Origin of the sequence: Fervidicola ferrireducens, assembly GCF_001562425.1 — a bacterium.
GTDB classification, from domain to species: Bacteria; Bacillota; Thermosediminibacteria; order Thermosediminibacterales; family Thermosediminibacteraceae; genus Fervidicola; species Fervidicola ferrireducens.
In genome coordinates this window covers 44,474-64,959 of sequence record NZ_LOED01000003.1, presented here as the reverse complement: position 1 = coordinate 64,959, position 20,486 = coordinate 44,474, and the positions used below count along the sequence as shown (strand labels likewise).

Here is a 20,486-nt window from a genome sequence, read left to right as displayed (position 1 = left end):
GCAGGATGCACCCTCGTTGGGTGCATCCTGCCTCTTTCGGTAATTGGAATTGTTATAATTTGAATTTCTCGCTCTCTTTCTTCAGGTTTTCCGCAAGGGCCACGAGATTGGTCGCGCTTGCGCTTATCGTCTGGGCCGCCGAGCTCATTTCCTCGGCCGATGCGGCGATCTCCTCGGAAGATGCTGCGTTTTCCTCCGAGATGGCGGCGGCGTTGGCCACTTCCTCGCTTATCTTCCTGCTGTTTTCTCCTATGGCCCTGGCTTTTTCTTCTATGTCTTTCAAGAGCTCAGAAACCTTTCTCGCGCCCTCCGCAATTTTTCTGAACTGGGACATGGCTTCTCCGCCTATGGAAGCTTGCTCCACTATGAGGCCAACCACTTCTTCCCAGACTTTGTTCGAAAGCTCGATGTTTTCTGCAACCTTTTTCACTATCCTGTTTATCTCGCTGGCCTGGTGGCTGGACTGTTCCGCCAACTTTCTTATTTCCTCGGCGACGACAGCAAAGCCCCGGCCAGCTTCGCCGGCCCTTGCTGCTTCAATAGCCGCATTGAGGGCAAGGAGGTTGGTCTGCTCGGCTATGCCCGTTATTATATCGGTAATGCCGGATATCTCCTTGGCGTGTTCCATGAGGCCTGCCATGGCCGACTTTATTTCTTCAGCCTTGCTGGAGACCAGGTCCATCTTGCTTATGAGCTCCCGCATTGTTTTGTCGCCCTTTTCCGTGCTTTCTGCGGTCTCGGCGGTATTCCGAGCTATGATCCCGATGTTTTCCACCAAGGCCTCGATCTGCTTGGTCGAGCCCTCAACGGCTTCAGAGATATTTTCCGCGTTCTGGGCCATGTCCTGAGCTCCCGCCGAGATCTGGTTTATCGTCTCAGCCACCTGTTCTGCCGCCTGGGCTGTATCCTGTGCACCCTGAGATATGTCCCTTACGGCCTTTTCCAGATTGTCTATGGAGCCTTTTATGACGTTGAGCACATCTTTAGTGTTCTCCATCATCTTCTTGAGAGACATGCCGAGGACGGAAAATTCGCCGAAAAAGTCGGTGGGGACGTCCACCCTCATATCGCCGGTGGCAATGGTATCGGCTACGGCGGTTAGCTTAACAAGGGGCGTCGATATCTGCCTGCTGAAGATGAGCGATATTAATATCACTATAATCGCCGCAATTGCCATGACTGAAAGGGTCGTGAACAAAAAGCCATTTAGTCCCGCGTACACCTCGGATGTTGGAGCAGTGACGCACACGGACCAGCCGGTGGTGGTCACCGGCGAAATGGCGGCAAGCTTTTCAACGCCTTCGAATTCATAGTGTACTGTAGTTTCCTCGCCCTTTATCATGCGCTGCCCCACGCTGTTTAAGGAATCGGAGCCGGTGTTTGTTATGTTTAAATTCATTATCTTGCTCTCGTCAGGGTGAGCTATGACCATGCCTTTTTTATCCACGACGAAGGCATATCCCGTCTTTCCGTATTTGGTGGAGTTTGCGATGTCGGAAAGCACTCCGGCGTTGACGTCGGCACCGACTATTCCCGTGATGCCGCTCGGGCCTTTTACGGGGGATGCTATGACTACTATCTTGCTGCCGGTAACCTTGTCGATCACGACTTCCGACACTACTGTCTTGCCGGTAGCCATCAAGTCTTTAAAGTACTGACGGTCAGTGATTTCGCCTGCGGGGACGGTATAGTCACCGCTGCTATACATATAAAATTTTCCATTAGGCGTGGCATACCAAAGGAGCTGCACGTCAGGTATGGTGGGCTGCAGGGTGTTGAGCAATGGCACTAGGCTCTTTATATCGCCGCTTTTTACCACCGGATTTCCGGCGATGGCCTCTATTATTTTTATCTTTTCGCCTATCCACCTGTCTATGGAGTCCGCGGCGAAAACCGCTTTGCTGAGAAGTTCCCGGTCGGCCGCATGGGTGAGGTTGTTTTTGGAAATGGTGTAATTAAAAAAGCCTAAGACTGCAAGGGGCAAGAGAGCGGTAATCAAAAACAAAGTTACGAGCCTTGTCCTTATACTTCCTTTTGCTCTAAATATTTTGGGAAGCTTCATCATTCGTCTCCTCCTCCGATAAATTTTTAAGCTCTTTTTTCTCCATGGCGTTCAGAATTTCATCAGCTTTCAAAAGGATTACTATCCTTTCGCCCAGCTTCGCAAGGCCGCTTATAAAACGGCTTTCTAGTCCCAGCACGGCAGGAGGCTGTTCTATGTCTTCGTCCCTTACTGTCGTCACTTCACTCACATGGTCGACTATGAGGCCCGCCTTCTGCTCTCCGATGTTTGCAACTATAATCCTTCTTTCGGAGGAATTTTCGTCTCCCACGATTCCGAACTTTTTCTTAAGGTCGATTATCGGGATGACCTTCCCCCGCAGGTTTATAACCCCTTCTATAAAGGAAGGCGCTTTCGGTATGCGCGTTATTTCGACCATCCGTATTATCTCCTGCAGCTCGTATATGTCCATGCCGTAAAGCTCGCTTCCTAGGCCAAATATGACTATTCTCTTCACCGGCTACCCCCTTCCCACCAACGAAATAAAAAATGCAGCCCTTGACAAACAGGCTGCTAGCTTCAGTCAGCCGGCAGCCTGGCGACCGTAGCTCTTTTTGAGAGCCGTAGGCCCATGGCTTTGCGCCCCTGCCTTTCGACAGGTTTGCCCTTATCGGCGGTATTTTGTCGAATATTGCGTAAAAATGCTAGTAATATTTTACAATTTCTCAAAAAAGCAGTCAAGTATAATTTACCACTGGAGGAAAAAATAACTTTTCGGCGAATATTATCGTCAAGGAGGGGATATTAATGGCTATAAAGTGGACGGAAGACCTTTCGACGGGAATAGAAAAAATTGATGATCAGCACAAAGAGCTTTTTAGGCGGGTAAACGACCTGATGGATGCGTGTACCAAGGGCAAAGGCAAAGAGGAAGTAGTGAAGGTGATTGATTTCCTAAGCAACTACGTAGTGATGCATTTCGGCGAGGAAGAGAAAATAATGAAGGCGGAAAACTACCCGGGCTATGATGGGCACAAGACTCAGCACGAGAGCTTTATAAAAAAATTCACGGAATTTAAAGAAAAACTCGAGCAAACCGGCCCGACAGTGGACCTGGTCGTAAAGATGAACGGATTTTTGGTCGATTGGCTCATAAACCACATAAAAAAGACCGACAGGGCTTTGGGGGATTACTTGAAAAGATAACCGGTGAAAGGGAGCCCTTATTTAAGTCCTACCGGTACCATTGCACCGAAATTGACGGACTTTTTGAGGTGAAAAGTATGATAAAAGTGCTCGTAGTAGACGATTCTGCCTTAATGAGGCTTATTATAAAGGACGTGCTCGAAAAAGATCCTGATATAAAGGTGGTCGATACGGCAAAAAACGGGAGCGAAGCATTGGAAAAAGCACAGAAGCTTCGTCCTGATGTCATAACGATGGACGTCAACATGCCGGGGATGGACGGGCTCTCGGCCCTGGAAAAGATTAAGGAGAAAAGGCTGGGGAATGTGTTGATGCTCTCTTCCGAGACGAAAAAAGGGGCCGATGTGACTCTGAGGGCTCTGGAACTTGGCGCCTTCGATTTTGTGGCAAAGCCTCAAGGGGTGAGACTGGGATTAAAGGATTTCGAAGAGGAGCTAATCGCCAAGGTAAAAGCGGGGGCGAGGACGATAGGGTCTTCTAAGGAAAATCCGGTGAAGATGCCCGAAGAATACATTTTGTCTGATGGCGATATGAAGGCCGTAGTCATAGGGATCTCCACGGGAGGGCCGAGGTCCATCATGAAGGTGCTCCCTTATTTGCCCGCACGCCTTAACGCAGCTGTGTTCCTCGTGCAGCATATGCCCCCGGCCTTCACGGGCCCTTTTGCAAAAAGGCTCGACGAGCAATGTGCGATGAAGGTAGTCGAGGCAGAAGACGGCATGGAGATAAAACCCGGCGTATGCTATGTCGGGAAAGGCGGTTACAACCTCCTGGTAACAGAAGAGGGGAAGAAAAAGAAGATAGTGCTCACCGACAGCCCAAAGCACCGTTTCATGCCGTCGGCGGATGTCACCATGGAGTCAGTCCTTTCGCTCTTCGGCAAAGATACGGTGGGAGTCCTCATGACCGGCATGGGCGACGACGGCGCCGAGGCCATGGTCAAGATAAGGAAGTCCGGCGGCAGGACCATCGCCGAATCTCCAGAAACCGCTGTGATTTTTGGGATGCCACGGGTTGCCATCGAAAAAAGTGGTGCGGAATTCGTGCTGCCGAACTACGAGATCGCGTCCAAAATAATCGAACTTGTTGGAGTGAGAAAGGAAAGTGGTTAGAATATAAGCGGCGGGTTTCAACCGCCGCTTTTTACTAAAATTTGAAAAAGAAGTTTTACGAGCTCCTCTCTGAGCCTTGCTTCGCTTTCATAAGGGAAATTATTTTCCCGAAGGCAGTTTCCATCTTTTTTATGCCTTTCTTCGTAAAGGCCCGCGATGAGCCTTGCGTCCTTCATGTAATCCATGAGCGTTGCTTTGGCAAGTAGTATTTTGAGTTCCCGTCCGCAGGAAAGCAGGACCCGGCAGCCAGGGGCTTCCTCCGAAACCTTCTGGATCTCGTAATACGATAGGTACCCCACGGTGCCGTCGTTCTCGCTCAAAGGCCTTTCCCGGAACTTTACAGGGATGAGGATTAAAGAGGAAGAAAGGGGAATAGGCACGTAATTTTTCCGGTTTACAGCCTTTCCGTAATTCTTCCGAAGGGCGGAAAGGTCGGCCCCGTAAGCCCGGGCTATCCTTTTTATGACGGTCTTAACCGTATGGGAGACGAGGTGTTCCTTTCCGTCCGAAGTGATTAGCCTGGTCGCGTTTCCCTGGCCGCTTTCGTATACGGGCACTAAAGCCGCGATGCCCGTGCTTATAAACATTTCCACGTCCATTACAAAACACCTCCAGATTCTGGCGAAGGCGGAACTTTAAGACAATTATAACCAAACAAATGTTTGCTGTCAATGCCAAAAAGAAAAGGAAAATCTGTCCCCGGGACATTCGGTGTTCGCACCTATGACTTCCGAATGCTTCAACACCGACTGCGGGGGTATGAAGTAAACGTCCATCAAAAAGAATATCAGCTCCTTCAAGGTTTTGAGCTGGGCTGGCGTAGGCGCTGTATGGCCTTTTTTGCCGTCAGGGTTGTCTTTGGAAGAAAAGTTTCCCGTGAGGGCTATGCCTATAGACCGGGAATTCATCCCCGCAGCGGCGCAGTGAGCTCCCGGGGCAAAATCTGGCCTTCCCCTTTCTATCGTTCCGTCGGCCCTTATGAGATAGTGGTAGCCGATGCTCACGACAGCGGCATCGCCTTCGCAGGGGAAACCCCGCTTCCTGTATTCCTCTACCAGAGAGAGGGGCTCGTTTATTTTGACGCCAAAACCCCTCGATGCGTGCATCCTGTTTATTTCTAAGGCCGAAACGTCGTGCCCCGCGGTGTGATGAACCACTATAAATCTGGGGTAGAGTCTTTCCATGTTCTCTATCCTCTTGTCTAAACTGCAACTTGCAGTTTAGACAGCTGGGCTATTTTTACCGCCTTTTTGAAGAGCGCCCTTCCCAGCTGGCGGTATTAGGCACTCCAAAGCTTATTTTGGGACTTTCAGACCTTCTATTACCTTTGAAAGCTCGTGGATGCTGACCGTGAGGCTCTCCATCTTGGATTCTATGCGCACGAGGAGATATATAGAAACCACGATGGGGAAGCCCACGTTGGCAACCTGAGCTATCAGTTCTTCCATTATGGCTACCTCCTTCAGGTTAAATTAAAGCCCCGGGCGAAAGCCCGGGGGAGAGAATTACCCGGCAGTGATGATTTCCACGGCGTCCCTTATGATTATCCTGGCCCCGAGGGCTTTTACGATGTCGCCGCCGCTCGTGGAGAAGATGTTCTTCGAAACCACCAGGTCCATCACCGGCTGCACTTCCTCGGGGGTCAGATTTTCCTTCGGGTCGGCGATGAGGATTCGGGCGGTCCTTCCCGCTTCGTTTTGAAAGCTGAGCTCTAAGGTCTGGGCCATGGGCTACACCTCCTTTCTAAGTTTCAGGTTTTCTTATTGTTCCTCGGTCAGTGCGATTTCCACCACCTTCACAATGGAGTCCACCGGGTGGGCCTGAAGGTTGGCAAAAGCCTTTGCCACCGCCATCACGTCGTCGTCCACGGCGGAGGGCTTCAGGTTCCTGAAGGACCTTACCCTGGTGACGGGCCTTCCGCCGTCATCGGTCCCGGTCTGGACCACAACCTGCAAGGTGGCGTCTACGGGAGTCGCGATAACCGCCATCGGCTTCACCTCCTTTCCTTTGCGATTTCACCTCCATTATATCCGGCGGCGCGAAAAAACAAAAAAACCGGCCGGGAGCGGGGGAGCTCGCCGACCGGGTGCGGGCGGATTTTGTTTATGGATTTTCAAGCTGTGCGGTCAGGTTTTTGGGAGTTGAATCGGTTAGATTATGAATTTGCCTGGTTTAAGTCATTTAATTATAATTTTGTGTACCTTAATATCAAATCGATAAAATGTTCCAAATCGGATAATCCACTTGAGGCTATTTCGTATACCCTTTCAGCAGATACCTGTTCATAGCCATGAACTATTCTATTTCTAAAACCTATCATCTGGCTAAAAGTTAAAAAATCTCGTTCGGTTATTATATTTTTATCTAGTAGTATACTCAGGCCATCTCTCGCATCAATAGGGGCTTTTTTGAAATGTTTGGCGCAAATGTGGAAAGTGATATCGATCATCGCCTCAATGGCAGTTTGGAGTGAATATTTGAGGCCTTTAATGAGCCATTGGTCTTTTAGAATTTCTTCCCTGCTTTTATTTCTTATAAGCAACTCTATATCGTTAATTTGTTCCTTGATAAAAGCTATTTTCCTTTCAATAATTTCATTTTTCATCAATACTCACTCCTTATCAATTCTAGAGCCTTTTTATACCTCGGGTATACATCGGCATATTTTCGGCTAACGTGTTCTATAACATCTGAAACGACGTCCTCGTCTTTTATAAATATAGGTATTCCATACCGCAATATTTCAAAAGCAAGAATCACATTTGCATCCGTCACGGAAACAAGGTCAAAGGAGTGCCCTTCGAAATTTCTCAATGAGAGATGCAGTTTTTCCAAAAAAAGTTCAAGTTCAATTTCTGATTTTACTGCACCGGGTACCGTTATTATCCCTAAATCTATGTCGCTTTCGGGTCTCATTTTATCGACGGCGGAGCCGAAAAGATATACCCCGGCGATTTCATTGAAACAGTAAAGTTTTTCCGTAACATAGGCCTTCAGCTTTTCGCGGTCGATTTCGATAAGTTCTCTGGGCATTTTTCAGTTCCCCCTTTTTGATATAAAGCCCTTAACAAAATTCTATTTCAGAAAATGAGAAAGTCAAGAAAATTGATAACATCACCGTATACAGACGCGGCAATATGGTATAATATACTCTAAAGTCAGCAATTTCCAGCGCTAGAGGTGGCGATTATGAATTTTGCGGATCTAAAAGAAAAAATCGTGCCTTTGCTTAAAAAGAACGATGTTGTGAATGCAGCCGTATTTGGTTCATACGCGCGGGGAGAAGAAAAACCAAGTAGCGATTTAGATATAGTTATTAAATTTAGAGAAGGAAAGATAAAAACCTTATTTGATTTGATAAAACTGCAACAGGAATTGGAAAACATTCTAAGAATTAAGGTTGATATAAATACTTATGATTCGCTCTCGCCTTTAATAAAAAAAGTGATTGAAAAAGAAATGCGGGTGATAATTTGAAAGATGATGCTATATTCTTGCTTCATATAATAGAGTCGAGAACGTATTTATAAATACACTGAAAATGTTGATTTTAAGGAATTTGCGAGCTCTGTCCAGCTTCAAGATTCTGTCATAAGGCGGCTTGAAATAATAGGTGAAGCTACTAAAAAGTTATCGGCAGAGTTTCGAGAAAAATATCCAGAAATACCCTGGAAGCTAATGGCGGGGATGAGAGATATTCTTATTCATGAATATTTTGGCGTCGATATAAAGTTGGTCTGGAATACCATCCAAGAGGATTTGCCAAAAATAGAAAAGCCATTGAGGGATATTTTAGCGAAAATAAGAGAAAAAAGCTGAAGAGGTGAAATCTTGAAAATAAAAGTTAAACCCGAAGACTTCATAGTAAAAGAACTTGCCGACATAAAGTACTCATCGGATGGGCCGTACCGCATATACCTCCTTGAAAAAAGGCACTGGAACACCATGGACGCCCTCAAATTTATTTCCCGGGAAAACAAAGTGCCTCTTTCCAAAATAGGCTCGGGCGGCAGGAAGGACCGCCACGCCCTGACGAGCCAGTACATATCGGTGCCGAAAAAGTATGAGCTCAAGTTCGAAAGGCCCAACGTGAAGCTCACCTTCCTGGGATTTGCAGACGACTTCGTATCCCCGGCGATACTCGAGGGCAATTACTTCGAGATAACGCTGAGGAAACTAAAACCTGAAGAGGAGGAAAAAATAAAAGAAAGGCTTCCTGAGGTGGAGAGGTTCGGTTACCCCAACTTCTTCGACGATCAGAGGTTCGGCAGCGTGGAAAACCCGCAGGAATTTCTGGCCGAGAGGATAATAAAAAAACACTATAGCGGTGCCTTGAAACTGTACTTTACGGTAATTCATCCGGAGGACTCCAAGAAGGAAAAGGAAAGGAAGATGGAAATAGATAGGCTGTGGGGGAACTGGGAAGCGATCCTTCCCCTTTGCAGGACTTCTGTCGAGAAGGAAATTGTTAAGATACTCATAGAAAATTCGGGGAAAAAAGGTCTTTTAGCAGCATTAAACGCCATCCCGAAGGAAGAACTTTCCATGTTCTTTTCCGCCTACCAGAGCTTCCTTTGGAATCTGACTTTAAAGAAACTTTTGCCAAACTATGTTTCCGAGTTCTTCGAAGTAAAAGGCAAAATAATGGACTATTACTTTTACAGGACCATTCCCGATGGAAGCTTAAAATGCCTTAGGAAAATGGAAATCCCAACGGTCTCGTCCCGGATTCCGGAATGCCTGCCGGAGGTTAAAAAGGCCATCGATGAAGTCCTCGCCGAAAGAGGAGTAAAGCCTTCGGACTTCAATCTGAAGAAGATAAGGAAGTCTTTCTTTAAGTCCTTCATGAGACCTGCCATAGTTTTCCCGGAAGGACTTTATGTAGGCCCCTTCGAGGAGGACGACCTTTACCCGGGCTACAAAAAGGTCACGCTGAAGTTCACGCTTCCTCCAGGCTCCTTTGCGACTATGATGGTGAAGTCCTTGGGGGTGTAGCTATTTATTTTATGGAAAATTGTGATATTATGTGATATTATACCGGTAGATGAATTTCTGTAGCGTCAGAGTGGCTATTAGCATATGGCGGGTTGAAATTCAAATCATGTCAGGGAAGTGAAAAGAATGAACAGAGGGCACGATTGGTTGAAACAGGCTAAAAGAGACTACGAAAAGGCACGATTAGATTTTGAACATTCCTACTATGAATGGTGCTGTTTTACCTCTCAACAGGCGGCAGAAAAAGCAGTTAAAGCCCTATATTATATATTGAATAGGGCCATCCGAGGTCATTCAATTTTTAAAATGCTTGAAGGCTTGAAGGATTTATATAATGTATCTGAAGAGATTTTGCACTTTGGGAGAATTTTAGACAGGTATTATATTGGGACAAGGTATCCCAATGGTTTTCCCGAAGGAACTCCATCGGAGTACTTTGACAAGGCCACAGCAAAGGAGGCTCTTTATGCTGCGGGAGAAATCATTCGGTTCTGTGAAAATATTGTCGGTGGACTATAATGCCCTGATTGAAGCCCTGAAGAAAAGTATAAAAAAGATTTATGAGTCTTGTCCTGAAGTAAAAAAAGTTTTCCTCTTCGGATCTTTTGCAAGAAGAGATTATACGCCCGAAAGCGATGTGGACCTAATGATAATAACGGATAGGGCGGATGGTCCCTTCCTCGCCCGGGCGGACCGCTATGTGGATTTTTTCCGGGCGATTCCCCTTGACGTAAACATCATCGTTTATACCGAAGAGGAATTAGATAAGATGAAAAAAAACGAGAGACCTTTTATTGCGGAAGTTTTCAAATACGCCGTGGAATTAAAATGAATTGGGGGGACTTATATTGAAGATAAAAAAAGCCGTAATACCCGCTGCAGGCCTTGGCACCCGCTTTTTGCCGGCTACCAAGGCCCAGCCCAAGGAGATGCTGCCCATAGTGGACAAACCCACCATCCAGTACATAGTGGAAGAGGCGGTAGCCTCCGGGATAGAAGAGATCCTTATAATAACCGGAAGGAATAAGAGGGCCATAGAAGACCATTTCGACAAATCCGTAGAACTGGAGCTGGAGCTCAAGAAAAAGGGAAACGGGGAACTCTTGAAAATAGTGGAGGACATATCCAACATGGTGGACATCCACTACGTCCGGCAAAAGGAGCCAAGAGGCCTCGGACATGCCATCTACTGCGCCAGGACCTTCGTCGGCAACGAGCCCTTTGCGGTCATGCTGGGGGATGACGTGATGTGCTCCGAAAAGCCGGTGCTGAAGCAGATGATGGAAATATACGAAAGATATAACTGCACCATCCTAGGCGTCCAGCAGGTGAGAGAGGAAGACGTGAGCAAGTACGGCATCGTGAACGGCGCCTTTATCGAAGATAGAATATACAAAGTGAACGACCTGGTGGAAAAACCGAAAAAAGAAAAGGCCCCGTCGCGCATGGCAATTCTGGGAAGGTACATAATAACGCCGCGGATTTTCGAAATTTTAGAGCACACAAAGCCGGGAACCGGAGGCGAGATCCAGCTCACTGATGCGTTAAAGGAACTTTTGAGCTACGAGGTCATATACGCCTACGAATTCGAAGGAAAGAGGTACGACGTTGGAGACAAGTTGGGCTACCTTATCGCAACGGTGGAGTTTGCCATGATGAGGGACGACCTGAAGGAAGACTTCAAAAAATACCTAATAGACCTCGTCAAAGAGGACCTTCCCGGCTACCGCGAAGCCGCCGCCGGAGATGGCAGGAGTTAAATTTTTATGAAAAGAGGGTAGTTGCCATGCAGGAGTTTGGAAAAGATTTTGATGTAAGGGTTTATAAAATTGATGAAACGGAAAAAGAAGGGATTATAAAATTCATAACCGAAGAATTGAAAAAGATAGAAGGAATAAGATTTGCGATTCTTCACGGCTCGTTTTTGTCAGATCTTCCTTTTCACGACATAGATGTGGCGGTATTTTACAATGAGAATTTATCCGAAGAAAAACAGGACGAATTGGATATTAAATTGAGCGTAGAACTCACAAACAAATTATCCATACCCGTCGACCTTCATGGGTTGAATAGAAGTTCTATTACCTTTTGCTACGAGGTCGTTAAGGGAAGGTTGCTTTTTGCTAGGGACATTGAAGAATTCTGGGAATTCAGAGAAGATGTCACTATGAGATATATGGATTTTAAAGTATTCATAGAAGATGGTTTAAAGGATTTATTGGAAATTTAGAAGAAGGGAATTAATATGGAAAAAGGATTAAACCTTTCAAAAATAGCCGAAAAAGTTTCAGACATAAAAGAATCTCTTGAAACACTTAAAGAATATGCAAAAAGACAGGATGAAGTCTTTTTAAATAATAAGGAAGCGATAGGGGCTGCTCGATATTCTTTTATTGTAATGATCGAAGCAGCTACGAATATAGCAAACCATATTTGTGCAAGATTGTTAAATAAAGTTCCTTCAACTTATTCCGAAGCTTTTTTGCTTTTAGGTGAAAGTGGATTAATTGAAAGAGAATTAGCTATCAATTTAGCTCAAATGGCAAAATTCAGAAATTTATTGGTTCATGGATACGGGAAAATAGATGATAAGCGAATGCTTAAAATTATGCGGGAAGATTTAGTAGATGTAGAGAACTTTCTAAGAAGTCTCGGGGAATTGATAAAATCCAAAAGCTAAATTCTCGAAAGGGAGAAATTGCTATGATCAAATACGGCAGAAAGCTACCAAAAGATATATTGACAAAAGCTATAGAAAGACTTCCTGCCGTTTTCGAAAAAAAGCCCGAAATTGTAGCGGCTTATCTGAGAAAGACCGCGAGGCCAGGTGCAATTTTCAGGTAAGAACACTTCAGCAATATTTTTATGTAAAACATATCTACGATGAATATAATTATTACCTCAAAAAGAGGATAAAAGAAGGTAGGATGTTACCATGAACGAAGAAAAGGTACTAAAACAATTGCGCCACGCTGTGAAAGGCCGCTTTTATGCGGCCTTTCCTCATTCCTTCAGCATATTTGCAATCATCGAGGCTGTGAGGTTTTGAAACTCCGGCGTCTTCATAAGTCCCAGGACCATAGGAAGCCAGGCGGAGCTCAAAACGGCTGCGCTTCCTATGCCGTCCTTTTTGCCTGCACTGCTCAAGATTTCCCTCGCTTTTTCCACCACCTGAGCCATGCTCTCCACCGCCGACTTTGTAGCTTCCAGGGAACCTGAGACGTTTCCCAGGGCGAGAGATAATTTGCCGCTTGCCACTGCCTCCCGCAGGGCCTTCTTAAACATCGGCGGAAATTTCTCCATGGTAATTTCGGCATCTTTCTCCTTTGAACTTTTTCTTTCCCCGTCGAATTCCCTAACTTCTTCATTTTTTTCCATTTCTTCCATCGACCTTTATCCCCCCTTTATTGCTTTCTTCATCTTTATGATATGCTAATTCACCAGCAAGTGCCCCCTTGAATAATGTAATATTAGACTTTGCGAAAGGGGGACTTTGAGTGATTCCGGCGCTTTTTTTATACTACTCGTTTCTTGCCGTGGCGTTAGGAGCCTTAAGCAAAAAGGGCAAAAAAAAGCGATACAAGATAGTCGGCTTTAAAGAAGGGATGGGAATACTGCAGTCCCGGAATATTCTCGAAACTTACGGAATAAAGATTAAAAAAGAACTGCCGCTTGTAGATGCCTGCCTCTGCGAGGTGGAGCCGCATAATGTCAGAATCCAGCAGCTTTCCCAAGATCCCTTCATCGAATACATCGAAGACGACTACGAGGCTGCCATTCAGGTTATGCCTTACGCTGTAAGCGTAAAGCTCAAAGGCCAGGAGATACCGTGGGGGGTCAAAAAAATCTCGGCCCAGCAGGTGTGGAAGACAACAAAAGGCGAGGGAGTGCGCGTGGGCATTGTGGATACCGGCGTGGACCTATCCCACCCGGATCTAAAGGACAATATCAAGGAGGCCTACGGTGTCTTGGACTGCAAAAACGTCATCGACGACAACGGCCACGGCACCCACGTGGCCGGGACCATTGCAGCCCTGGACAACGACATAGGGGTGGTAGGGGTAGCGCCGAAGGTGGAAATCTATTCGGTCAAGGCCTTTGATAAGAACGGGAAAAGCACCGTTTCCGGCATCGTGGAAGCTTTGAACTGGTGCCTTGAAAAGGAAGTCCAAGTGGTCAACATGAGCTTCGGCATCAAAAACAACAGCATCACTCTCCGGCGGGCGGTTAAAGCCCTGCACAAAAGCGGCGTCGTGCTGGTAGCAGCTGCGGGCAACGCAGGAGAAGAAAATTCGGTGCTTTATCCCGCCAAATATCCCGAGGTTATCGCAGTAGCGGCCTGCAATAGGGACGACCGACCAGCAAGCTTTTCCAGTATCGGGCCCGAAGTGGATATAACTGCACCCGGGGTCGACATCCTCTCCACCTACAAAGATGGCCAGTACAAGCTGATGAGCGGCACTTCCATGGCCGCGCCTCACGTCTCGGGAGCGGCAGCCTTACTTCTTTCGATTCACAAAATTACTTGCGAACAAGTAAAAGAAATTCTAAAGGACACTGCAAAGGACCTTGGCTTCCCTGAAGAAAAGCAGGGGGCGGGCCTTGTAGATGTCGAAAAGGCGATAATGAGCATAAATAAAGTCAGGAGGGAGAAAGATGAAGGAATTTGAGGAAATCAGGAAGGAAATAGAAAAATCCGGGAAGACTCCGGAAGAAATCGCGCGGATTTTTTCGTCCTTTGGCCTTACCCCGGATAATCCGGAACTTGCAAGAAAGCTTCTAGAAGAAGCGGGCCTTGAAGATTTAACTCCGGAAAAAATTTCCGAGATGCTTAAAAAAATCTCCGACAGCATCCCGCCGGAACTCAAAAAACAAATGGCCGACTTAACACTGGAACTATCCAAGTACATTCCTGCCGGACCCATGCCGGAGGATTTGAAGGAATTTCTCCTATCATGGAAGGAAGAAGGAAAAAGAAACTAAAAATTAAAATTATATAGAAGGATTTTTCGAAATAACGTCGTATACTAATATTAAACAAAAAAACTAATATTTGTAACTAACGGGAAGATGATGACCCATGCCCTGAGATGGGCTCCATGGGGCATGGTGAGTTGGAGGAGCAACCGGCCCGTGGCGGCCGGTTTTTTTGTTTGAAAAAAAAGGGGGGATAAGCCGGGTCTCTGGGTATCTGTTTTAGTAATTTAGGTAAGTCACAAGAAAGGGGGATACATTATATTGGAGAAACTAAAAAAGATAATACCGCTAGTAATCTTTTTTATGGTATTTTCTATCATCTTTTCCTTTTCCTCTAAAGCCGAAGCGGCCGATTTCAAAGGCGGTAAGGATTTCAGGGATCTGGTCCTGCCAAAGAGGCCTGCGGGTGGGCTTGACCTGCAGCTTAAGTCCGCCATTCGGGCCCACGAGCAGCTTCAAAGAGAATACGAGATTTTAAGCCCGGATAAAATCAGGCTCGTCATAATGAACGATGGGCGCGACATTACCAGTGAACTTTTTAAAGCCGGTGCGAAAGTTGTAAAGAGAATCGCTTCTGACCTTTACAGCATAACCATACCAAAGGCAAAGGCGGAAAACCTCCTTTCCATCAAGGGCATAAAGAAAATCTCCCTGGATAAAATATACCAACTGGACCCCAGGGAAATGAAGGGCTTTGATGAAATCAAGGCAAAAATAGATGAGATTAGACCCAACCTTGAGACGACCCTTGATGACACAAATGTCCTTGAATTCAGGGAAAAATACGGTGCCGACGGAAGCGGCGTGGTCATAGCCATATTGGATACCGGCGTGGAGCCCGACCACGAAATGCTCAGGTACACCAGCAGTGGAGACATAAAGATAATAGACTGGAAGGACTTCACCACAGAGGGAGATATAATAACAGATACACCGGTCACCGTGTCCCAAATGGTGTACGATGCTGTATACAGCTCTGTCTATAAAGCTGCCTTTGAGTGGGATGATATTACTTTCACTCTACCTGAAAACTACTTCGAGAAAACGGTCTATGTGGGTTCGTTTGTAGAAGAAATCCTCCCCAATGAAGTGCTGTTCGGATATACACCCGACCCTGAAGAAACGGGGTTCGACTTTAACCTGGACGGCGATAAAGAAGATGAATACTACGCGGTGGTGGTTGATGAGGACGGCGACGGGAAATATGACGCCGCCATGATCGACACCGATACCGACCACGACTTCTCCGATGAGTTCCTGCTGAGACCTTATAAGGAAGGCGTGGATGAAGGCGAGAGAATCTTTGCTTCCTTCCCGGCGGCGGCAGATGATGAGACAAGAAAAGTAAATTTTGTACTAACGCAGATCTATTATAACGAAGAAGGCTCGGTAGAGAAGATTAACATAGGCTTTGACGGGAACAGCCACGGCACCCATGTAGCGGGGATCGCAGCAGGCAACGGCAGCCTCGTGGGCGTGGCCCCGGGAGCTAAAATCATGGCTCTCAAGGTACTTGGCAGCAACGTAGGAGGCGCCATGTCCCATATAATCGAGGCCATGATTTACGCCGCCGAAAACGGCGCCGATGTGGTCAACATGTCGCTGGGCTCCGCTCCAGATATAAACGACGGTACGGGCCTGGAAGCGATCGTTGCCGATATACTTAGCGAAATTTACGGCACCGCTTTTGCCATATCGGCCGGCAACAACGGCCCCGGCATAAACACCATAGGAACCCCCGGGGACTCCACCTGGGCCATAACTTCAGGTGCTTACATAGAAAGTGATACCTGGGCGGAGTACGGCTACGACGTGCCCGGCAAGGGGTTGTGGTACTTCTCATCGAGGGGGCCAAGAGAGGACGGTTTCCTGAAACCCACCATTGTGTCACCAGGTTCGGCCATATCCAGCGTACCCATCTGGATGTACGGCGAAACCTACGCTTACGATCTTTACCAAGGCACCAGCATGTCTTCTCCCCATACGGCCGGCATCATAGCACTTCTAACACAAAAAGCGAGGGAAGACGGAGTAACCAATTACGAAAACGACAGGATACATCCGCTCTTCCTGGCTGAGGCTTTACAGAAAACGGCAAGGCCCATCGGCGAGAAATACCTGCCCGTTGACGTGGGCGGAGGGCTCGTAGATGTTGTAAAGGCTTATGAATATGTAGTTGAAAATCACGATAAAGAAATTATCAGGCTACACGCTTTTGTCGACTACAGCGAAAAGCTCCCGTATGCCACGGGGATCTACATCAGAAATAAGGAGATTCCAGAAAAAATAGGTATCAGCCTTTACAGGGAGAATACTTCGGAGACACTTAACCTGAAAATCGATGCTCCTGATTGGATACGGCCTTCCACCAACGAGCTGACCTTCCCCCAGGGCGAGCAGGAGGCATATTTTGAGGTATCGCTGGACACCGGCTTGATAAATTCCGCCGAAAGGCTCTTGAGCGACTTCATAACCATTTCGGAAGAAAGCCGCGGCGAGCTTCTGAAGATACCGGTCACCATCGTCGTCCCGCAAAAGTTCAGCGCTGACAACAATTACGAAATAAAATTATCTGGCGAACTGGAAGCGGCAGAGTACGACAGGTACTTCATAAAGGTGCCGGCAGGCGCGAAGGAACTAAATTTGAGATTGCTCGCTCCGGAAAATAACGGCAGGTTCAGGGCCATATTCCACGACCCGGACGGCCTGGAGTACGATTATTACATAGGTTACTGCGGGCTAGGTTCCGAAACGAACGAGCTTTACTACAGCATACCGGACCCGAAGCCTGGTGTGTGGGAAATAAACATCTACGCCTCTCCCTCCCAGAGAAACTTGCAGGCATCGAACAACATGGAACCAGGTCCCGCTCCGTATGAAGCAATTGCGACCTTAAAAGGTTTGGTGTTCGAGCCTGATAAAGTGGACATCACCGCCCCGGCCAGTACCCTGCAGGAGAAAAACCTGAAGATAGTGAACCTGATGGGTGAAGAACTCAGCGTTAAGCTGGAAGGCAGCGGCTTCGTAGATCTTAACACACCTGGAGAGACAAAGTACCTTGAATTTGATGTGGAAAATACTGACCCGGATGACGAAATATACAGCGAGGATTATGTAGAATTTTTCACAATTAAAGAAGACAATGCCAACTTCCTCTTCGAAGCTTCGATAAAATCGCTGACCAATCCTGAAGAGGACGACTACGACCTGTACCTGTACAAAGAGGGTCCGGACGGATATTATTACCAATATGCATACTCGGCTGACGGCGATGCCGACGAGGAAATAAAGGTCGAAAACCTGCCGGCTGGTAATTACGCTATACAGATAGTGAACTTCGCCACACCCTCCGGGAAGGCTACTATAGAGTATACCAAGCGGATATTGAACGAAAGCGATGCCGTGCCGGGTATTGGCATTGCTGCGGATCCTGCCGAAATGGCGATCAATTACAAATCAGTGTCAGATGTTGTAATGAAAATTCCAGTACCAACTGGCGAGTCGGATTATGTTGCGATTTTGAAGGCTAGTGCGGATGGAGAACTACTTAACACCGTTTCAGTAAGGGTAAAATCTTTGCCGCAAGATGCAGATGCGAACGTCAATATTTCTTTGAATCTGGACAGAGGAAAATACGGTCCTAATGACATAGTAAAAATTTCAGGAAGAATTACGGATGCATCCGGCAATGGCATGGCTCAGAAAGCTGCAGTAATCTCAATAAAAGACAGCAGGGGAAGGATAATCTTTATTGAGGAAGTTATCTCCGACGAGCAAGGCGCCTTCAAACTTGACTGGCCGGTTCCCAAGGAAATTGGTATGGGAAGCTACACGGCCTCAGCTGAGTCTTACGGCAAAGTTGCATCAAAGACCTTCGTCATAGACACGCTTCCCCCTGGTGAAGTAACAAATGTAAGTATTGAAGCTCGTATAAAATCCATTATCCTTTCCTGGCAAGAACCTTATAACTCTGACTTTGCAAAAGTGCGGATATATGTTGATGGCGTGTTGAATAAAGAGGTTCCAAAAGGGACAAATAACGCATTAATCGACAACCTCCAGAAAGGTACAGATTACGAACTGAAACTCACGGCCGTCGATGATGTGGGCAATGAGTCTGCCGGGGTTTATATCGATGTCAGGACGCTGAACAAGATACTAAAGGCCGAAGGTATTAAAGGCAAGTACTCCGCTAAGGATAAGATCCTCATAACCGGTACTGTTCTCTCTGGTGACGACGAATCGCCCCTGGCTGGAGAAGAACTGGCGATTTTTATAAAACATGATGGAACTGTAGTTTATGAAGGCAAAGTAACCACCGACACTGAAGGTTTATTTAATGCAAAAATACCGGTAGGTGCCGACTGGCCCGAAGGTCGCTATACTGTAGAAATCCTGCTTCAGGACGAAATGCTCTCCTTTGTATTTGAACTCGACCTTACACCTCCGTCCGAGGTAACCAACCTTTCCAAAGTCGAAAAAGAAGGTGCGGCGGAAATATTCTGGAAAGATCCGAATGATTTGGATTTTGTCAAAGTGAAGGTTTATGTGGATGGCGTGCTTTACGGTGAAGTCCAAAAAGGCGTAATGAAGGCGAGCCTGGAGGGATTGACTGAAGGTAAGCAGTATACTGTAAAAGTGACCACGGTCGACGATGTGGATAATGAATCTCAGGGAAATGAAATAAAAGTAACTCCCAAGAAGAGCGAAAGGTCGGAGACGGGTTCCGGAGGTGGCGGGTCTGCAGCATCGCCTGAAACCACGATCGAAACTTCTGCGGGTAAGGCCGTTGTTGGAGAGAACGAAATAAGGCTGATGGTGGACGCCAAAAAACTGATCATTCCGGCGGAGGAGAAGGGCCAGGCTGTTGTAGACCTTTCGCGCTATGACAAAAAAGTGGTTATTGTTGAATTCGGAAGCGACATTGTGGATAAACTTGCCCGCTCCGAATCCACACTGCTGATGAAGACCGCCTCTATATCTATGGAAATAGATAAAGACGCCGCAAGGGATATAAAGAACGCAGCATCGGGAAAAGAAAAGGTAACTGTAGAATTCAAGAAAGTAGATAACGTCCCTGCCACTACAGGAAAAATTTGTTCTGATGTAATGGACGTAGCAATTAAAGCCGTTTCCGGTAAAAACGAGACTCTAATCGAAAAACTTGCAAATCCTGTGACGCTGCATATTTACTACGATCCCGCAAAAATCGGGTCAATAGACCCCAGGAAAATAGCGGTATACCATTACGACGAAAAGACAGGAACGTGGGAATACCTGGGCGGAAAGGTGGACGCAAAGGCCAAGTCGATCTCGGCTAAAGCCAAAAACTTCTCATTGTATGCGCTCATCGCCCATGACAGGACCTTCGAAGATATAAAGGCCCACTGGGCAAAGACGGAGATCGAAGTACTGGCGTCCAGGGGTATCGTAAAAGGCGTCGACGACCGGAACTTCCTGCCCGAGAAAAATATAACTAGGGCGGAGTTTGCGGCACTGCTGGTAAGGGCTCTGGGGCTTGAGCCGGAGAACGTTGGGCAGGCTTTCTCCGATGTAAAGCCCGGCGACTGGTTTAAGCCCTACGTGGAGACGGCGGCCAAATACGGTATTGTCAAGGGCTTTGGCGACAAGTTCAGGCCCAATGATCCGGTAAGCCGCCAGGAAATGGCGGTAATGGTTGCCAGGGTTCTGAGGGCAAAAGGAGCCCTGCCGAAGGATGGCATAATGCCCACGGTTGAGAAATTCCGCGACAAAGACCAAATAGCCGACTGGGCGAAACAGGATATAAATGAAGCACTTGCCGGAGGAATAATAAAAGGCGTCACCTCGGACACGTTTGCACCTGCGGCAAACTCCACAAGAGCACAGGCTGCGGTAATCATCCTGAGGCTCCTGGAAGCGCTGGGTGAAATATAAGGCCGGGATTTCCCGGCCTTTTTTCTTTATGCATGAAAGGGGAAAAACTGCCCTGTACAAGAAGAGCAAAAAAATTTTCCAGAAAGGAGGAAAATTGATTTTTAGTGTAGAACAAAAATAATGTCGAAAAAATTTTATTGCAGGTAAGGGCTAAAAGCCCTTCGTACATTTATGCAAAAAATGCCCAACAAGGCACTGAGCATAATGGGCGGTGTGTACGCTGGAAAAGATCGGGATACCCCCTAGCGTAAATTATGGAAAGTAGGCGGTGAATGCGA

General features: G+C 46.9%; 24 protein-coding genes and 1 riboswitch. Of the genes, 14 read left to right on the top strand and 10 right to left on the bottom strand.

What is annotated here, in order from left to right:
- Positions 1-52 precede the first annotated feature (52 nt).
- Both AN618_RS02195 and AN618_RS02190 read right to left on the bottom strand, forming a co-directional pair.
- Complete coding sequence (locus AN618_RS02195) at positions 53-2,065, bottom strand: methyl-accepting chemotaxis protein (protein ID WP_083514998.1); 2,013 nt, start codon at positions 2,063-2,065, stop codon at positions 53-55.
- Complete coding sequence (locus AN618_RS02190) at positions 2,040-2,519, bottom strand: chemotaxis protein CheW (RefSeq protein ID WP_066351522.1); 480 nt, start codon at positions 2,517-2,519, stop codon at positions 2,040-2,042. Before AN618_RS02190 ends, AN618_RS02195 begins: the two co-directional genes overlap by 26 nt.
- A gap of 69 nt (positions 2,520-2,588) precedes the next feature.
- A riboswitch (cyclic di-GMP riboswitch) is annotated at positions 2,589-2,678 on the bottom strand.
- Positions 2,679-2,809: 131 nt separating this feature from the next.
- Between AN618_RS02190 and AN618_RS02185 the strand changes: the two genes are divergently transcribed.
- Positions 2,810-3,208, top strand: coding sequence for a bacteriohemerythrin (locus tag AN618_RS02185; protein WP_066351520.1), 399 nt, complete (start codon positions 2,810-2,812; stop codon positions 3,206-3,208).
- A gap of 77 nt (positions 3,209-3,285) precedes the next feature.
- Positions 3,286-4,320 (top strand): protein-glutamate methylesterase/protein-glutamine glutaminase, encoded by a 1,035-nt coding sequence (locus tag AN618_RS02180; RefSeq protein WP_066351519.1) that lies wholly within the window; start codon positions 3,286-3,288, stop codon positions 4,318-4,320.
- Positions 4,321-4,337: 17 nt separating this feature from the next.
- On the opposite strand, the gene AN618_RS02175 is transcribed toward AN618_RS02180, so the two are convergent.
- The 7 genes from AN618_RS02175 to AN618_RS02150 form a co-directional block, all read right to left on the bottom strand.
- Positions 4,338-4,919: a competence protein ComK gene (locus tag AN618_RS02175; protein WP_066351518.1), complete on the bottom strand. Its 582-nt coding sequence runs from the start codon at positions 4,917-4,919 to the stop codon at positions 4,338-4,340.
- A gap of 69 nt (positions 4,920-4,988) precedes the next feature.
- On the bottom strand, positions 4,989-5,504 hold the full coding sequence (locus AN618_RS02170; RefSeq protein ID WP_066351516.1) for a peptidoglycan recognition protein family protein: 516 nt from the start codon (positions 5,502-5,504) through the stop codon (positions 4,989-4,991).
- A 111-nt stretch (positions 5,505-5,615) separates the two neighbouring features.
- The gene (locus tag AN618_RS12555) at positions 5,616-5,768 is read right to left on the bottom strand and encodes a YvrJ family protein (protein ID WP_083514997.1); all 153 of its coding nucleotides are present in this window, start codon (positions 5,766-5,768) and stop codon (positions 5,616-5,618) included.
- Between the two features lie 57 nt (positions 5,769-5,825).
- The gene (locus tag AN618_RS02165) at positions 5,826-6,047 is read right to left on the bottom strand and encodes a DUF2922 domain-containing protein (RefSeq protein WP_066351515.1); all 222 of its coding nucleotides are present in this window, start codon (positions 6,045-6,047) and stop codon (positions 5,826-5,828) included.
- A gap of 33 nt (positions 6,048-6,080) precedes the next feature.
- Positions 6,081-6,308 carry a DUF1659 domain-containing protein gene (locus AN618_RS02160; protein ID WP_066351513.1) on the bottom strand — a complete coding sequence of 76 codons (228 nt, stop codon included), beginning with the start codon at positions 6,306-6,308 and terminating at the stop codon, positions 6,081-6,083.
- Between the two features lie 197 nt (positions 6,309-6,505).
- The gene (gene hepT, locus AN618_RS02155) at positions 6,506-6,925 is read right to left on the bottom strand and encodes a type VII toxin-antitoxin system HepT family RNase toxin (RefSeq protein ID WP_245628349.1); all 420 of its coding nucleotides are present in this window, start codon (positions 6,923-6,925) and stop codon (positions 6,506-6,508) included.
- Positions 6,925-7,353, bottom strand: coding sequence for a nucleotidyltransferase domain-containing protein (locus AN618_RS02150; protein ID WP_066351506.1), 429 nt, complete (start codon positions 7,351-7,353; stop codon positions 6,925-6,927). The genes hepT (AN618_RS02155) and AN618_RS02150 overlap by 1 nt, the downstream gene beginning before the upstream one ends.
- Positions 7,354-7,509: 156 nt before the next feature.
- Between AN618_RS02150 and AN618_RS02145 the strand changes: the two genes are divergently transcribed.
- From AN618_RS02145 to AN618_RS13000, 9 genes are all read left to right on the top strand, one after another.
- On the top strand, positions 7,510-7,797 hold the full coding sequence (locus tag AN618_RS02145; protein WP_066351503.1) for a nucleotidyltransferase family protein: 288 nt from the start codon (positions 7,510-7,512) through the stop codon (positions 7,795-7,797).
- 45 nt (positions 7,798-7,842) lie between these two features.
- Positions 7,843-8,139: a HepT-like ribonuclease domain-containing protein gene (locus AN618_RS02140; protein ID WP_222926262.1), complete on the top strand. Its 297-nt coding sequence runs from the start codon at positions 7,843-7,845 to the stop codon at positions 8,137-8,139.
- A 12-nt stretch (positions 8,140-8,151) separates the two neighbouring features.
- Positions 8,152-9,315 (top strand): tRNA pseudouridine(13) synthase TruD, encoded by a 1,164-nt coding sequence (gene truD, locus AN618_RS02135; RefSeq protein WP_066351500.1) that lies wholly within the window; start codon positions 8,152-8,154, stop codon positions 9,313-9,315.
- Positions 9,316-9,462: 147 nt separating this feature from the next.
- Positions 9,463-9,834, top strand: a complete 372-nt coding sequence (locus AN618_RS02130; protein ID WP_222926240.1) for a HEPN domain-containing protein — start codon at positions 9,463-9,465, stop codon at positions 9,832-9,834.
- Positions 9,782-10,147, top strand: a complete 366-nt coding sequence (locus tag AN618_RS02125; RefSeq protein WP_157081599.1) for a nucleotidyltransferase domain-containing protein — start codon at positions 9,782-9,784, stop codon at positions 10,145-10,147. Before AN618_RS02130 ends, AN618_RS02125 begins: the two co-directional genes overlap by 53 nt.
- 16 nt (positions 10,148-10,163) lie before the next feature.
- Positions 10,164-11,075 carry a UTP--glucose-1-phosphate uridylyltransferase GalU gene (galU, locus tag AN618_RS02120; protein WP_066351491.1) on the top strand — a complete coding sequence of 304 codons (912 nt, stop codon included), beginning with the start codon at positions 10,164-10,166 and terminating at the stop codon, positions 11,073-11,075.
- 26 nt (positions 11,076-11,101) lie between these two features.
- Entirely contained in the window at positions 11,102-11,545 is a 444-nt protein-coding gene (locus AN618_RS02115) for a nucleotidyltransferase domain-containing protein (protein WP_066351488.1), read from the top strand.
- Positions 11,546-11,560: 15 nt separating this feature from the next.
- Positions 11,561-11,995, top strand: a complete 435-nt coding sequence (gene hepT / locus AN618_RS02110; RefSeq protein ID WP_066351484.1) for a type VII toxin-antitoxin system HepT family RNase toxin — start codon at positions 11,561-11,563, stop codon at positions 11,993-11,995.
- A 23-nt stretch (positions 11,996-12,018) separates the two neighbouring features.
- Positions 12,019-12,159, top strand: coding sequence for a hypothetical protein (locus AN618_RS13000; protein ID WP_157081598.1), 141 nt, complete (start codon positions 12,019-12,021; stop codon positions 12,157-12,159).
- Positions 12,160-12,318: 159 nt separating this feature from the next.
- Here the strand turns inward: AN618_RS13000 and AN618_RS02105 are convergent, their stop codons facing one another.
- Positions 12,319-12,702 carry an SAM-dependent methyltransferase gene (locus tag AN618_RS02105; RefSeq protein WP_066351482.1) on the bottom strand — a complete coding sequence of 128 codons (384 nt, stop codon included), beginning with the start codon at positions 12,700-12,702 and terminating at the stop codon, positions 12,319-12,321.
- A 110-nt stretch (positions 12,703-12,812) separates the two neighbouring features.
- Between AN618_RS02105 and AN618_RS02100 the strand changes: the two genes are divergently transcribed.
- The 3 genes from AN618_RS02100 to AN618_RS02090 all read left to right on the top strand — a co-directional run bounded on the left by AN618_RS02100 (position 12,813) and on the right by AN618_RS02090 (position 20,208).
- Complete coding sequence (locus AN618_RS02100) at positions 12,813-13,985, top strand: S8 family peptidase (protein ID WP_066351480.1); 1,173 nt, start codon at positions 12,813-12,815, stop codon at positions 13,983-13,985.
- On the top strand, positions 13,972-14,298 hold the full coding sequence (locus tag AN618_RS02095) for a hypothetical protein (RefSeq protein ID WP_066351478.1): 327 nt from the start codon (positions 13,972-13,974) through the stop codon (positions 14,296-14,298). The genes AN618_RS02100 and AN618_RS02095 overlap by 14 nt, the downstream gene beginning before the upstream one ends.
- Positions 14,299-14,553: 255 nt before the next feature.
- Entirely contained in the window at positions 14,554-20,208 is a 5,655-nt protein-coding gene (locus tag AN618_RS02090; protein WP_066351474.1) for a S8 family serine peptidase, read from the top strand.
- Positions 20,209-20,486: the final 278 nt, after the last annotated feature.

What these genes read in the sequence shown, in the direction of transcription:
- AN618_RS13000 (WP_157081598.1), top strand. Translation starts at nt 12,019, where the DNA reads ATGATCAAATACGGCAGAAAGCTACCAAAAGATATATTGACAAAAGCT.
- AN618_RS02150 (WP_066351506.1), bottom strand. Translation starts at nt 7,353, where the DNA reads ATGCCCAGAGAACTTATCGAAATCGACCGCGAAAAGCTGAAGGCCTAT.
- AN618_RS02175 (WP_066351518.1), bottom strand. Translation starts at nt 4,919, where the DNA reads ATGGACGTGGAAATGTTTATAAGCACGGGCATCGCGGCTTTAGTGCCC.
- AN618_RS02195 (WP_083514998.1), bottom strand. Translation starts at nt 2,065, where the DNA reads ATGATGAAGCTTCCCAAAATATTTAGAGCAAAAGGAAGTATAAGGACA.
- AN618_RS02170 (WP_066351516.1), bottom strand. Translation starts at nt 5,504, where the DNA reads ATGGAAAGACTCTACCCCAGATTTATAGTGGTTCATCACACCGCGGGG.
- AN618_RS02095 (WP_066351478.1), top strand. Translation starts at nt 13,972, where the DNA reads ATGAAGGAATTTGAGGAAATCAGGAAGGAAATAGAAAAATCCGGGAAG.
- AN618_RS02160 (WP_066351513.1), bottom strand. Translation starts at nt 6,308, where the DNA reads ATGGCGGTTATCGCGACTCCCGTAGACGCCACCTTGCAGGTTGTGGTC.
- AN618_RS02185 (WP_066351520.1), top strand. Translation starts at nt 2,810, where the DNA reads ATGGCTATAAAGTGGACGGAAGACCTTTCGACGGGAATAGAAAAAATT.
- AN618_RS12555 (WP_083514997.1), bottom strand. Translation starts at nt 5,768, where the DNA reads ATGGAAGAACTGATAGCTCAGGTTGCCAACGTGGGCTTCCCCATCGTG.
- hepT (WP_245628349.1), bottom strand. Translation starts at nt 6,925, where the DNA reads ATGAAAAATGAAATTATTGAAAGGAAAATAGCTTTTATCAAGGAACAA.
- AN618_RS02115 (WP_066351488.1), top strand. Translation starts at nt 11,102, where the DNA reads ATGCAGGAGTTTGGAAAAGATTTTGATGTAAGGGTTTATAAAATTGAT.
- hepT (WP_066351484.1), top strand. Translation starts at nt 11,561, where the DNA reads ATGGAAAAAGGATTAAACCTTTCAAAAATAGCCGAAAAAGTTTCAGAC.
- AN618_RS02145 (WP_066351503.1), top strand. Translation starts at nt 7,510, where the DNA reads ATGAATTTTGCGGATCTAAAAGAAAAAATCGTGCCTTTGCTTAAAAAG.
- AN618_RS02165 (WP_066351515.1), bottom strand. Translation starts at nt 6,047, where the DNA reads ATGGCCCAGACCTTAGAGCTCAGCTTTCAAAACGAAGCGGGAAGGACC.
- AN618_RS02105 (WP_066351482.1), bottom strand. Translation starts at nt 12,702, where the DNA reads ATGGAAGAAATGGAAAAAAATGAAGAAGTTAGGGAATTCGACGGGGAA.
- AN618_RS02180 (WP_066351519.1), top strand. Translation starts at nt 3,286, where the DNA reads ATGATAAAAGTGCTCGTAGTAGACGATTCTGCCTTAATGAGGCTTATT.
- AN618_RS02125 (WP_157081599.1), top strand. Translation starts at nt 9,782, where the DNA reads ATGCTGCGGGAGAAATCATTCGGTTCTGTGAAAATATTGTCGGTGGAC.